15 protein-coding genes are annotated in these 12,885 nt (G+C 64.4%); 3 read left to right on the top strand and 12 right to left on the bottom strand.

Features of this window, described 5'->3' with window-relative positions; translation table 11 throughout:
* Nucleotides 1–152: 152 nt before the first annotated feature.
* The 7 genes from FJ423_RS05855 to FJ423_RS05825 all read right to left on the bottom strand — a co-directional run bounded on the left by FJ423_RS05855 (nt 153) and on the right by FJ423_RS05825 (nt 6,780).
* The gene (locus tag FJ423_RS05855) at nt 153–740 is read right to left on the bottom strand and encodes an NAD(P)H-dependent oxidoreductase (protein WP_140840002.1); all 588 of its coding nucleotides are present in this window, start codon (nt 738–740) and stop codon (nt 153–155) included.
* Entirely contained in the window at nt 740–1,321 is a 582-nt protein-coding gene (locus FJ423_RS05850) for an NAD(P)H-dependent oxidoreductase (protein WP_181174727.1), read from the bottom strand. Before FJ423_RS05850 ends, FJ423_RS05855 begins: the two co-directional genes overlap by 1 nt.
* Nucleotides 1,321–2,724, bottom strand: coding sequence for an FAD-binding oxidoreductase (locus tag FJ423_RS05845; protein ID WP_140840106.1), 1,404 nt, complete (start codon nt 2,722–2,724; stop codon nt 1,321–1,323). The genes FJ423_RS05850 and FJ423_RS05845 overlap by 1 nt, the downstream gene beginning before the upstream one ends.
* 2 nt (nt 2,725–2,726) lie before the next feature.
* Nucleotides 2,727–4,025, bottom strand: a complete 1,299-nt coding sequence (locus tag FJ423_RS05840) for a cytosine deaminase (protein WP_140839998.1) — start codon at nt 4,023–4,025, stop codon at nt 2,727–2,729.
* 75 nt (nt 4,026–4,100) lie between these two features.
* Nucleotides 4,101–4,952 carry an ABC transporter permease gene (locus FJ423_RS05835; protein ID WP_140839995.1) on the bottom strand — a complete coding sequence of 284 codons (852 nt, stop codon included), beginning with the start codon at nt 4,950–4,952 and terminating at the stop codon, nt 4,101–4,103.
* A complete protein-coding gene (locus FJ423_RS05830; RefSeq protein WP_140839993.1) occupies nt 4,939–5,760 on the bottom strand; it encodes an ABC transporter ATP-binding protein in 822 nt (273 codons plus the stop codon). Before FJ423_RS05830 ends, FJ423_RS05835 begins: the two co-directional genes overlap by 14 nt.
* A gap of 15 nt (nt 5,761–5,775) precedes the next feature.
* Nucleotides 5,776–6,780: an ABC transporter substrate-binding protein gene (locus FJ423_RS05825; protein WP_140839991.1), complete on the bottom strand. Its 1,005-nt coding sequence runs from the start codon at nt 6,778–6,780 to the stop codon at nt 5,776–5,778.
* Nucleotides 6,781–7,033: 253 nt separating this feature from the next.
* Here FJ423_RS05825 and FJ423_RS05820 point away from each other — a divergent pair, with 253 nt between their 5' ends.
* Together FJ423_RS05820 and FJ423_RS05815 are read left to right on the top strand one after the other, a co-directional pair.
* Entirely contained in the window at nt 7,034–7,417 is a 384-nt protein-coding gene (locus FJ423_RS05820) for a RidA family protein (RefSeq protein WP_140839989.1), read from the top strand.
* Between the two features lie 61 nt (nt 7,418–7,478).
* Entirely contained in the window at nt 7,479–8,276 is a 798-nt protein-coding gene (locus tag FJ423_RS05815; RefSeq protein WP_140839987.1) for a creatininase family protein, read from the top strand.
* A gap of 18 nt (nt 8,277–8,294) precedes the next feature.
* On the opposite strand, the gene FJ423_RS05810 is transcribed toward FJ423_RS05815, so the two are convergent.
* Nucleotides 8,295–8,804: a tyrosine phosphatase family protein gene (locus FJ423_RS05810; protein WP_140839985.1), complete on the bottom strand. Its 510-nt coding sequence runs from the start codon at nt 8,802–8,804 to the stop codon at nt 8,295–8,297.
* Complete coding sequence (gene cobD, locus FJ423_RS05805; protein WP_140839983.1) at nt 8,801–9,856, bottom strand: threonine-phosphate decarboxylase CobD; 1,056 nt, start codon at nt 9,854–9,856, stop codon at nt 8,801–8,803. Before cobD ends, FJ423_RS05810 begins: the two co-directional genes overlap by 4 nt.
* On the opposite strand from cobD, the gene cbiB reads away from it, so the two are divergent.
* On the top strand, nt 9,855–10,844 hold the full coding sequence (gene cbiB, locus FJ423_RS05800; protein ID WP_140839981.1) for an adenosylcobinamide-phosphate synthase CbiB: 990 nt from the start codon (nt 9,855–9,857) through the stop codon (nt 10,842–10,844). The two genes, cobD and cbiB, sit on opposite strands and share 2 nt — an antisense overlap.
* Here the strand turns inward: cbiB and cobO are convergent.
* From cobO to FJ423_RS05785, 3 genes are all read right to left on the bottom strand, one after another.
* Nucleotides 10,841–11,470: a cob(I)yrinic acid a,c-diamide adenosyltransferase gene (gene cobO / locus FJ423_RS05795; protein WP_095764889.1), complete on the bottom strand. Its 630-nt coding sequence runs from the start codon at nt 11,468–11,470 to the stop codon at nt 10,841–10,843. The genes cbiB and cobO overlap by 4 nt on opposite strands.
* Before the next feature lies 1 nt (nt 11,471).
* Nucleotides 11,472–12,017 carry a bifunctional adenosylcobinamide kinase/adenosylcobinamide-phosphate guanylyltransferase gene (gene cobU / locus FJ423_RS05790; RefSeq protein WP_140839979.1) on the bottom strand — a complete coding sequence of 182 codons (546 nt, stop codon included), beginning with the start codon at nt 12,015–12,017 and terminating at the stop codon, nt 11,472–11,474.
* A 129-nt stretch (nt 12,018–12,146) separates the two neighbouring features.
* Nucleotides 12,147–12,833, bottom strand: coding sequence for a gamma-glutamylcyclotransferase (locus FJ423_RS05785; protein ID WP_140839977.1), 687 nt, complete (start codon nt 12,831–12,833; stop codon nt 12,147–12,149).
* Nucleotides 12,834–12,885: the final 52 nt, after the last annotated feature.

The raw sequence follows: 12,885 nt of genomic DNA, 5'->3' as shown, positions 1-12,885 counted from the left end.
CCCCTTGTGGGAGAAGGTGTCGCCGAAGGCGACGGATGAGGGGTGCTCCAGGGAAGCCAGCGTCTCACTCCGCTGGAACACCCCTCATCCGTCTCGGCGCTACGCGCCGATCCACCTTCTCCCACAAAGGGAGAAGGGAACTTGCACTACCCTCAAAAACCCTCCAACCTCGCCCTCACCTTCGCCAGGAAAGCCGCCCTGCTCTTCGGTGTCGAGGCATCCATCAGGTAATGCGCCAGGAAAAACGTCTTGCACCGCGTGGCGCATAGCGCCCGCATGCCGCGTAAAATCGTCTTGCGTCCCGGCTGGCCGACGACCACGCTCCACCAGGTCGGCGCGCCGCAGGTGGTGATGACGCCGACCTTGGTGACGTGTCGCATCAGCGACGTGATGCGTCCCTTGCCGGCCGGCAGCTTGAAGGCGATGTCGGTCGCCCACACGCGGTCGAACCAGCCCTTCAGCATCGCCGGCAATCCGTACCACCAGGTCGGGTAGATGAAGAGAATCGCCTGCGCCCATTGCAGATGCTCGAAATGCGGCGTCAGCGCAGCGTCTTGCGGCGCCCGGTCGTTGTAGAGGCGCCGCTCCTCGCAGCTCATCACCGGATCGAAATTCTCGGCATAGAGGTCGAGCAGCCGCACGTCCCAGCCCCGTCCTTTCAGCACCTCCACCGCCATGTCACGGATCGCCGCGCAATAGCTTTCCGGCACCGGATGGCAATAGACCACCAGCACGCGCATCAGAAGGCGTCCATCGTCGCCGCGACCTTCGCCATGAAGACTTTGCGCGTCTCGTCTGTGGATAGGTTAATCGAATAATGCGCGAGATAGGAGACGGGAGCGCCTGGCTTGATGGTCGCCCGCAGCATGCGCTTGACGATCTTGCGCGGCGGGTCGCCCATCAGCATGGCGCGAAAGCGGCTGCCGCCATAGGTGGTGATGGCCGCGAGCTTGCGGATGTTGTGCAATGTCGGCTGCACTTTGCCGTCGACCAGCTTGAACGACACGCCGGGCAGAAAGACGCGGTCGAAGAAGCCTTTCAGGATTGCCGGATAGCCATAGTTCCAGACCGGAAACGACAGCACCAGCGCTTCGGCATTCTTCAGCCTTTCGACATAGCCGGCGACCGCGTCGTCCGGCCCGCGCGGGTCGTGGTAGCCGAGCCGCTCGGCGCGTGTCAGCCTTGGGTCGAAATCGTCGGCATAGAGGTCGCAGTCGTCGACCGCATGCCCCGCCGCGGCGAGCCGCTCGACGATCGTCTTGTGCAGGCTGGCGTTGAAGCTGGTCTCCACCGGATGAGCGTAAAGCACGAGGACTTTCATCACCCCGCCTTCTGCAATCCCTTGAACAGGAACGTGCGGCCGGAGCGATAATCATAGTCCGGGTTTTCCCAGGCGATCATCTTGCCGGGATTGAGCAGCCCTTGCGGATCGGTCTGGCGCTTGAAGGCAAGCTGGATCTCGTCGGTCTGCTTCATGCCGCCTTCTTCCAGCGTGTAGCGGTGCGGGTTGAAGATCGGGCAGCCATTCTCCTCATGCAGGCGGATGATTTCGTTGAGCCGCGCCTCGGTGGTGAACTTGACCAGCGGCAGGCCGAAGCAGGTGATGTTGCCGTCGAGCCGCACGAATTCCAGATGCGAGAACACCTCGCCTGGGAACATCGCGTCCATCTTCTCGACCAGCGCCAACTGGTTGGGGAACGGATAGAGCGACTGCAGATAGGTGATCGACGGGTCGACGCGCAGTGCGCGCAGGGTCGTGTGGTTCCAGGCAAGCTCATAAGCCGGCGGCAGGCCCTTCTTGTCCTCGTCCGTCGCGGTCGCCGCATTGAAGATGACCTCGCCGCCGGCGCGCCGGGTGAAGGCCAGGAAGGCGTCGAGCCCGTGCTTCGCGACCATGACGACGCAGATGCTTTGCCCCTCGCGCAAGAATTTCTGGTGCCGCTTGAAATAGAGCTGCGGCACGGGTGCGGCGATCGGCGTGATCAGCTTGGTCAGGATGCCGTCCTGGCAGGCAAGCGCGTTGCCGTAGCGGGCTGCACCCATGAATTTGTCGAAGCTGACGATGACGTCGATCCAATCATAGGCGGCGGTCAGCGGCATCTCGACCTCGGTGATGATGCCGTTGGTGCCGTAGGCATGGGTCACCTTGTGCAGATCCTCGCCGGTGAGCTCGAGCGCCTTGGGCTCGGCCTCCATGGTGACGACGCGCAGCCGCAGCACATTGCCGAAATCGCGCAAGCCGCCGAAATTGATCGAGCCGACGCCGCCGGAGCCGCCAGCGATGAAGCCGCCGATCGAGGCGGTGTTGTAGGTCGAGGGCGAGAGCCTCAGCTCCTGTCCGGAATGCGCCCGCGTCGCCTTGTCGATGTCGGCCAGCACCGCGCCCGGCCCGGTCACCACCCGCCCCGGCGCGATCGTCTTGATCTCGTTCATCTCGGCGAGGTTCAGCACCACGCCGCCCGACAGCGGCATCGCCTGCCCATAATTGCCGGTGCCGCTGCCGCGCGGCGTCACCGGAACGCCGTGCCTGTGGCATGCGGCAAGCGCGCGGATGACTTCATCTTCGTTCTTCGGCGTGACGATCAGGTCGCCTTTGATGTGATCGAGTTGCGCCTTCAGCACCGGGCTGTACCAGTAGAAGTCGCGGCTCTTCTGCTGGACGATGGCCGGATGGTCGTCGAGCTTGATCCCGTCGAGATCGCGCTTCAGCGCTGCGATATCCATCATCACACCATCAGTTCGTCGAGTTCGGCATAGTCGGGCAGTTGGCGTTCGATCGCCCTGCCGTCGCGCACCACGATGCGATCCGATTCGGGCCGCGACAGCAATTCGGTCCAGCTCCGCCCCTTGAAGACAACGAAGTCGGCGCTGCCGCCGGCGGCCAGCGTGCCGGCGCCGTCGAGCCGCATCACCTCGGCCGGCGTCGCCGCTACAGCCTTCGGCCAGTCGCCGACCGGGTGATCGAAATGCAGGATGCGCGTCGCCAGGCGGTAGACCTCCAGCATATCGAGATCGCCATAGGCGTAGAAGGGATCGCGCGTGTTGTCGGAAGCAACCGCCACCTTGATGCCGCGCGCCTTCATCTCGTGCAGCAGCGTCACGCCGCGCCAGCGCGGGGTGGTGTGATCGCTGCGGCGGTCCTGCAGATAGAGATTGCACATCGGCAGCGACACCACGGCAAGCCGCGCCTTCGCCACCTTGTCCAGCGTGTCGAGCACCTCGAGGTCCGGCTGGCGCGCCAACGAGCAGCAATGGCCGACCAGGATATTGCCCTCGAAACCGTTCCACAGCGACGCCTCGGCGATCTTCTTCAGCGAGATGGCCGCGACATCGTCGGTCTCGTCGGCATGGAAATCGAGATCGAGCCCATGCTCGATCGCCTGGGCGAACACCTTGTCGAGCAGTTCCTCGAGATCGGGTACCATATAGGTGACGACGCCGAGCACGCCCTTGGCCGCGGCGACGCGCTTCGCCAACCGTTCGAACCAGGCCTTGTCGCGCACGCCTTCGATGCCGAGCAGGCAGGCCGCCTGCAGCTCGATGCGCCCGCGCCATTTTTCCCGCATCGTTTCGAACACCGGCCAGGAGATCTCCTCCTGCGGCGGCACGCTGTCGAGATGCGTGCGCATAGCCTTGGTGCCGTGCGCGTAGGCCGAGCGCAGCGAGAAGTCCATGCGGCGCGCGACATCCTCGGCGCTCCAGCGCGTGGTGCGGTCGGCGCCGGTGGCATTGAGTGCGCCCATGAAAGTGCCGTCCGGATTGGGCTTTCGCGGCCAGATATGGCCCTTGTCGATATGGGTATGGCAGTCGACGAAGCACGGCATCACGATGCGGCCGGCAAGGTCGATCGCGCCGGGGTGCGCCTCTGCCTGGTCGTGCGCGGCAAGATCGGCGATCTTGCCGTTGGTGATGGTAATGTTGGCAAGCGCAAACCCGTCCGAGTCGAAAGCGGCGGCAAGACCCGGCGTGAGCGATCGATGAAGCCGAACGTTAGCCAGGCAATAAGAACCAGAGGTTGGTATCAAGGCCTGGCCCCCGCTGTCTTATGCAGAGCTGGTGCCCAAATCGGCGCCTCACTATTCTCGATCACGTCGCGCACCTTACCGCTCCTGTTTCAGCGCGCTCTCGTGCCAGCGGCGCAGGATGAGATGCGACACCAGCGACAGCACCAGGAAGATAAGGATGCCGGTGAGCGAGATCAGGATCAGCGCCGCGAACAGCCTGGGAGCATTGAGCCGGTAGCCGGCCTCGATGATTCGCGATGCAAGCCCGGACGACTGCCCCTGCGCGCCGGCGACGAATTCCGCCACCACCGCGCCGATCAGCGACAGGCCGCCGGCGATCTTCAGCCCGCCGAGGAAATAGGGCATCGCCGCCGGCAGCCGCAGATAGCGCAATTGCTGCCAGCGCGTCGCGCCGTTGAGCTTGAACAGGTCCCGCAGATTGCGGTCGACCGAATTCAGCCCAAGCGTGGTGTTGGAGAGGATCGGAAAGAAGGCGACGATCCAGGCGCACAGCAGCAGTTTGACGGTCTGGTTGTCCACATAGATGTTGATCAACGGGAAGATGGCGACGATCGGCGTCACCTGTAGCACGATGGCGAAGGGGAAGAACGACATCTCCACCCATTTCGACTGCGCAAACAGCACCGCCAGTCCGACGCCGCCGATCACGGCGAGAGCCAAGCTGAGGAAGGTGATCCTAAGCGTCACCAACAGCGAGGAGAAGAGCAGCCCCGCATCGTTGTGCAGCGTCTGCAGCACCACGGCCGGCCGCGGCAGGATATATTGCGGGATCTCGTTCCAGACGCAGATGCGGTCCCACAGCACGATCGCCAGCACCATGATCGCCAGCGGCAGCACCCATTTGCCGATGCGCTCCAGCCGCTCCTGGCGGGCGCGGCGCGCCTCTTCCGGATCGAGCGTCAGGACATTGTCTTCAATGGCCATCATTTTGCGATCCGGCGGTTGAGTTGATGGCGTCGACCAGCACGCCCGAGGCCTGCCGGCAAAGCGCAGCGTAGCCCGGCGAGGTCCGGAACGCTTCGTCGCGAGGATAGGGCGCATTGATGGGGAGTTCGCCGAAAACGCGGCCCGGCCGCGCGGCCATGACGACGACGCGGCTGGACAGAAACACGCTTTCGAACACACTGTGGGTGACGAAGACGACGGTGAAGCGCTCGTCCTGCCAAAGCTCCAGAAGATCGTTGTTGAGCTTGAAGCGGGTGATCTCGTCGAGCGCCGCGAAAGGCTCGTCCATCAGAAGGATGCGCGGCTTGGTCACCATGGCCCGCGCGATCGAGACGCGCATCTTCATGCCACCGGAAAGCTCGCGCGGCACGGCGTTCTCGAAGCCGGTGAGATGGACGCGCGACAGCACCTCCATCACGGCGGGTTCCGCCTTGGCGCGCGACACCCCCTTCAGCCTCAGCGGCAACCAGACATTGTCGAAGACGCTGGCCCAGGGCAGCAGCGTCGGCTCCTGGAAGACGAAGCCGATGTTCGAGCGGTCGATCGAGCCGCGCCAGTCAAGCTGGCCGGAGGTCGGCGTCGAGAGACCCGCGATCAACCTGAGCGCGGTCGACTTGCCGCAGCCCGAGGGGCCGAGCAGGCTCAGGAAATCGCCTTCGCGGATCGCCAGGTCGACCTTGCTCAGCGCCGTCACGCCGTTGGAAAAGACCTTGCCGACATTGCGCAATGCCAGCAGCATCGGGGCCTCCCCGGATGCCGCCGGCGTCCCAGCCACTTTTTCCTGGATCATCTCAGGCCGGCCGCCTTACTTCTTCAGCTCCAGCCCGACACCCTTGTTGATGAAGGCCAGCGTGTAAGCCTTCTTGATGTCAAGGCCCGGCTGCGCGACCTTGGCCTTGACCATCTTGTCGTAAAAACTCTGGATGCGGGCTTCGGTCATGGCGCCGATGCCGAGCTTTTCCGAATCGCCCGAATCGACAACGCCGAACTTCTTCATCTGCTCGATCGAGAAGGCGATCTGCTCATCCGTCATGTCCGGATTGTCCTTCTTGATCATCTCGTTGGCGGCCTTGTTGTCGCCATAGAGGTATTTGTACCAGCCCTTGGCCGAGCCATCGACAAAGCATTGGACCACCTCCGGCCGCTTGTCGATCGTATCCTGCATCACCTCGATGGTGGTCGCATACGTATCCCAGCCATAGTCGGCGAGCAGGAACTGGTTCGGCGTGAAGCCGCCCTGCTTCTGCACGGCAAACGGCTCGGACGTCACATAGCCCTGCTGGATCGACTTCTTGTTGGCGATGAAGGGCGCTGGATTGAATGTATAGGGCACGCGCTTGGCGGCATCGAAACCGAGATCGGTGACCATCCACTGGAAGAAGGTCTGCGCGCCTTCGTCGCCCATGATGTACTGGTCGGCGTTCTTGAGGTCCTCCCACTTGTCCAGCCCCTCTCCCGGATGGGACATGATGACCTGCGGATCCTTCTGGAAGTCGGACGCGACGACACGCATCGGAATGCCCTGCTGCACGGCGTCGAAGGCCGAAAGCAAATTGCCGCCCATATAGAAATCGATCTTGCCGGCTAGCAGCATCGGCCGGCCGCTGACCTGCGGGCCGCCCTGCATGATGGTGACATCAAGGCCGCAGGCGGCATAGGTGCCGTCGGCGATCGCCTGGTAGTAGCCGCCATGCTCCGGCTCGGCCAGCCAGTTGGTGCCGAACGTCACCCTCTCGTTCGCGGCAGCAGTCAGCGTGCCCGCCGCCAGCAGGACGACGGCGCCCGCCAGGATCTTTCCTTGTCCGATCATAAACTCACCCTCTCTTGGCTCCGGCGCGCAACGCGCTGGGCTCGACACCATTGATTCAAGAAGCAAGACACATGCCACCGCCAGGGCCGCCCGCTCGTGCGGCAGTCGTTGCCGAGACCGGACGGGTCATGCCGTACGCGAGGCATCGTGCCTATTTTTTGGACGCCTGTCCATAATCGCTCCTGGCGGCGTCCACGGCATCTTGAATGTTTCATGAATCCGCCACTAGGCTGTCGGCCGACAGGAGAATGCCATGCTCAAATACCTCGCCCCCAAGTCGATCAAGCCGCCTTTCGCCCGCTACAGCCACGGCGTCGAAATACCGGCCGGAAAGCGCCTGGTGCTCTGCTCGGGTCAATTGGGAATCGGCCCCGACGATGCCGTGCCGGAGGACGCCGGCGCGCAGGCCGAGCTCTGCTTCAAGAACATCGCCGCGATTCTGAGCGAGGCCGGGCTGACCTTGAACGACATCGTGCGCATCAACGCCTTCGTCATCAGCCGCGAGCACCTGCAGGCCTATATGGATGTCCGCAATCGGCTCTTTTCCGATCCGGCGCCGGCCTCCACGCTGATGATCGTCTCCGGCTTCGCCCGCCCGGAATTCAAGGTCGAGGTCGAAGTTCTGGCAGCGGGCTAGCTGTTTCCGGGGATAGGCTCTAGACCTCAGGCCGGACAGCAGACCAATCGGGAGACGAAAAGTGACGACAAGACGCGTGTGGTGGGGCGATTACCGGACGACCGAATACGCCTCGATCGACGCCGAAGCGACCATCGCCGTGCTGCCGGTCGCGGCGATCGAGCAGCATGGCCCGCATCTGCCGGTCTCGACCGACACCTCGATCATGATGGGCATGCTGGAGACGGTGATCGCGCGCCTGCCCGACGATCTCGACATCCGCATCCTACCCGTGCAGGCTGTCGGCAAATCGAACGAGCATCTGCATGCGCCGGGAACGCTCACCTTGCCCGCCACCACCTTGGTCGACGCCTGGACCGAACTTGGCCTGTCGGTCGCCCGCGCCGGGGTGAGGAAGCTGATCATCGTCAATTCGCATGGCGGTAATGAAGAGATCATGGGCATCATTTCGCGCGAATTGCGCGTGCGCGCCAAAATGCTGTCGGTGAAGACGAGCTGGCAGCGTTTCGGCCGCCCGGCCGGAATGTACACCGAGCTCGAGGACCGTCACGGCATCCATGGCGGCGATGTCGAGACCTCGCTGATGCTGCACTTCCGGCCCGACCTCGTCGACATGAGCAAGGCGGAGAATTTCGTCTCCAATGTCGGGCGCGCCGAAAAGGAATTCGCCCTGCTGCGCCACACCGGCACGCATGCCTTCGCCTGGATCGCCAGCGACCTCAATCCGAACGGCGTGGTCGGCGACGCCTCCATCGCCACGGCCGAGAAGGGCCGGCTGACGGCGGAAATGCAGGCCGACGGCTTTATCAACCTGGTCCGGGATGTGCGCAAGGCGAAGCTTGCCGAGTGGCTGTCGTAGCGGCGGGTCTGCTTTGACTTAAGCTTCGATCCCCAGTTCGAAGGGTATCCCTTCGAACGCGTCGGCGCCGCGCCCGATCGCCTCGATCGCCGCGATCATGCGGCCGTCGCGCTCAAGCAGCGTGTCGGCGACAGCGATCAGCCGTGGATTGGGCGTAGCCGTCGGCGAGAGAAAGCGCAGCGTTCGGGCGAGCTCCATCTCGTCACGCTTGGGCGCCAGCGCCGCGGCGATGATGTAGGCCGACGCCGTCGAGCGGCTGACGCCGGCATAGCAATGCACCACCAGCGGCTTTACCCGGTCCCAGCGATAGGCGAAATCGAGCAAGGCCCGCACATGCTCCTCGCCGGGCATCGTCATGCCTTCCTGCGCGACAGCGATGTCGTGCATGACGAGATGCAAGTGGTTCTCCGCCAGGATCGAGGCCGGGCGGACCACTTCGGTGCCTGCGGCGAGCAGCGACAACAACCGCTGCGCACCGGTCCTTGCCACGGCCTCGTCGACCTTCGACAGCGAACAGACGTGGATCATTGCCCGAACTCCTTTGGCGCATCCTTGCGCCGCGCGGCCCATGTGGCAAGGGCGCCTTCGAGGCGTTGCCATTCCGCTTCATTGCCCGGCAAACCGACACGCAGCACTTGAGGCCGCTCGGCAAAATGGCGGACCAGCACGCCGCTCGAGCCAAGTGCCGAAAAAAGGCCTGCGGCCTCGGGAAACGACAGATAGCGGAACAGGCTGGTGCCGCCGGCGACCGGAACATCGAATCGGCCAAGCAGCGCGTCGAGCCGCCCGGCATCCTGCGCCAGGCGTTGCCGCATACCGGCCTGCCACGCCGCATCCGACAAGGCGCGGATGCCATATTCGAGCGCCGGGCCGGCGACTGCCCAGGGCCCGAGCTGCGCATCCAGCCGCTCGGCCGTCAGCGGATCCGCCAATGCAAAGCCGAGTCTCACACCGGCGAGGCCGAAAAACTTGCCGAACGAGCGCAGCACGACGATGCCGCCCTGCCCGACATCGCCGGCCAGGCTTTGCTCAGTCGGGCCGACATCCATGAAGGCCTCGTCGACGACCAGCAGCCCGCCCTTGGCGCGAAGTCGCGCCGCGAGCTTGAGCAGGCGCGCCTTTTCGATCACCCGCCCGTCCGGATTGTTGGGATTGACCAGCACCGCAAGGTCCGCCTCGGCCAGCGCGTCGAAATCGCTGACCTCCGCGACCGCATGGCCGGCGATAGCCGCCGCCCGGGCATGTTCGGCATAGGTTGGGCCGAGCACCAGCGCCTTGCCGGGCCGCAGCAGCGAAGCGACGCGCGGCAGGAGAATCTGCGTGCCGGGCGCCGCCGCCACATGCGCCGCCGACGGCGCGCCATAGGCCCTGGCCGCAATTTCGGCCAATTCGCGCAGTTGTCCTGCCTCCGGCAATCGGGACAGCGCTGTGGCGGGCAGGTCGAAAAGCGGATAGGAGTGCGGATTGATACCTGTCGAGAGGTCCACGAAAGGTTTTGGCGCATGAGGAAAAAGCGCGTTTGCCCGGCCAAGGCTGCCGCCATGATCAACCGCTGCAATCGCTCCGCTTAGAAGTTTCATGTCCGTCCTGATCGCTTTCCTATCACTCGCCATCGAACGCGCCCTCGGCTACCCGGACTGGCTGTTCGGCGCCATCGGCCATCCGGTCACCTGGATCGGCAGGCTGATATCCTTTCTCGATCGCCGGCTCAACCACGCTACGGATTCCGACGAATTGCGTCGCCGACGCGGCGTCCAGGCCCTGCTCGTCATTCTGCTGGTGCCCGGCCTGGTCGGCTTGGTGCTGCATGTCCTGCTCTGGATGATGTTCCCTACGGGCCTCGTCATCGCCGCCATCCTCGGTTCCTCGCTGCTGTCGCAGAAGAGCCTCGCGGAGCATGTCGAGGACGTCGCCGATGCGTTGGAGACCGGCGGCCTGACCCTCGGCCGCATCGCCGTATCGCGCATTGTCGGCCGCGATCCGGAAAAGCTCGACAAGGGCGGTGTCGCGCGTGCCGCGATCGAAAGCCTGGCCGAGAATTTTTCGGACGGCATTGTTGCGCCCGCCTTCTGGACCGGCATCGGCGGACTGGGCGGAGGTGCTGCCTATAAGGCCGCCAACACCGCCGATTCGATGATCGGCCACCGCACGCCGAAATACGAAGCCTTCGGCCGTGCTGCCGCCCGTTTCGACGATCTGGTCAACCTGCCCGCATCGCGGCTGACCGGCCTGCTCATCGTGCTGGCGGCCTTTCTCGTCCCGGGCGCCGATCCGCATGGCGCCTGGCATGTCATGCGCCGCGACGCGAGGAAGCACCGTTCGCCCAATGCCGGCTGGCCGGAGGCGGCGATGGCCGGCGCGCTGGGGCTGTCCCTCGCCGGACCGCGCAGCTATGGCGGCGAAGTCGTCGAGGACGCCTTCATGGGCGAAGGCGGCCGCCGCGAGGCCGAAAGCACCGACATCCGCCAGGCGCTCAAGCTCTATCGCGTAGCCGACTGGCTGCTGCTCGGCCTGTTCGCGGTCGTCTCGGCGATCGTGATCTACCTGACCATTTTGATCAGCGGCTAAAACTCAATTCCCTGCTGCGCCTTCACGCCGGCGGCGAAATGGTGCTTGGTCAGCCCCATCTCGGTGACGAGATCGGCCGCCTCGACAAGCAGCGGCTTGGCGTTGCGGCCGGTGACGATCACATGCAGGTCGCCCCGGCGCGCCTTCAGCGCCGCGACCACCTTTTCCAGATCGAGATAGTCGTAGCGCAGCGCGATGTTGAGCTCGTCGAGCACCACGAGGCTCATCGAGGGATCGGCCATCAGCTCCAACGCCTTGGCCCAGGCAGCTTCGGCGGCGGCGATGTCGCGCTTCAGGTCCTGCGTCTCCCAGGTAAAACCCTCGCCCATCGCATGCCAGACGACACGGTCACCGAAGGCCGCGAAAGCATCCTTCTCGCCGGTATGCCATTTGCCTTTGATGAACTGCACGACGCCGACGCGCTTGCCATAGCCCAGCATTCTCAGCGCCAAGCCGAAGGCGGCCGTGGTCTTGCCCTTGCCCGGCCCGGTGTTGACGATCAGCAGCCCCTTTTCGACGGTCTTGCCGGCCACTTCGGCATCCTGCACCGCCTTGCGCTTGGCCATCTTGGCGCGGTGGCGCTCGGCGTCCTTGTCGTCAATGGTCTTGTCTTCGATTTCGGCCATGTCACTTCACCTTGAGTGGCAATCCCGCCACCATCATGAGAACGCTGTCGGCAGCGGCCGCCACCTGCTGGTTGAGCCGGCCCGCAGCGTCGCGGAACCGGCGCGCCAGCGCGTTGTCGGGCACGATGCCCAATCCGACTTCGTTGGAGACCACGAACCATGGCCCGCGCGGCCGCGACAGAGCATCCTTGAGCCGCCGGCATTCGGCCTCGATGTCATGTTCGGCCAGCATGTGGTTGGTGAGCCATAATGTCAGGCAATCGATCAGCACAGGTTGGTGGGTCGGCAAAGCCTCGATGGCGCCAACCAGATCGAGCGGCGCATCGACGGTGACCCAGCCTTCGCCGCGCCGCGACCGATGCAGCGCGATGCGCTCGCGCATCTCGTCGTCATAAGCCTGCGCCGTGGCAATGTAGGTCCAGGGCGATGGATGGGCGGTTGTCAGCGCCTCGGCATGCGTGCTCTTGCCCGAACGGGCACCGCCCAGGATGAAGGTCAGCTTCCCATCGGAAGCTCTATTGCCGCTCGCGGCTGTCGCGCCGGTCATTCTTGCCTTCCAGGTTGGAATCGTGTTGCGGCCCAGAGGCCGACGGTGCGCGAACCTTAGGCAGAAGCGCAACCACCGGCAAACCCAATTTCGGCACCGCCCGGCGCGATTGCGGCGCGACTTGCGGTGCTACGAGCCGGCAATCCGCGCCGCGACCAGCTGCTGAAGCCGCCACAAATGCGTATCGTGGATGCCGCGCTGCTCGAGATTCTTCACCGTGTTGTAGAGATAGTCGGCGCCCGACCCCCAATGGCCGCAGGAGGTCGCCAGCCTTTCGGCAACCGCTTCCTCGCTTAATGGACCGGCATAGGTGGTGCCCTGGCGGTTGATGACGAAGGCCAGCGCCCGCAGCGGGCCGCCATCGCTCGTCATATCGAGCAGGCGCGGATGATAGCTGGTCGGCTTCAGTGTCACCTCTCGCCGCAGGATCTTGTCGAGTTGCTCGCGCCTGTCGCCGTCGCCGAGCCGAAAGGCGACGCCCTCGCATTGTCCGCCACGGTCCAGCGCCATCATCAGGCCCGGACTTTCCTTGGTGCCGCGCCAGCGCGTCATGTTCATGCAAAAGGATCTGTGCCAGCCGCGCAGCAGCGCCACGCGCTCCTCGATATGCTCGATCTCAGGCTTCCAGATCAGAGAGCCGTAGCCAAACAGCCAGAGCGGTTCGTTGGCCAGGAGTTGAGCCTCCAGCTCACGCGTCATCGCGGCATAGTCGCTGTCATCCAGATGCGCCGCATCGGGATCCGGTCCCGCATCCTCGACCGCGCGGAAGCAGCGAGCGACCAGTTCCTCGGTAAGCGACATGGTTCTTGGCAGCATGCGCGCGACCTTAAGGTTCCTGCGCGACCGAAACTATGCGGGCGCCTCGCGG

Origin of the sequence: Mesorhizobium sp. B2-8-9 (genome assembly GCF_006439475.1) — a bacterium.
Lineage (GTDB): Bacteria > Pseudomonadota > Alphaproteobacteria > Rhizobiales > Rhizobiaceae > Mesorhizobium.
This window is presented reverse-complemented; position numbering and strand designations above follow the sequence as displayed.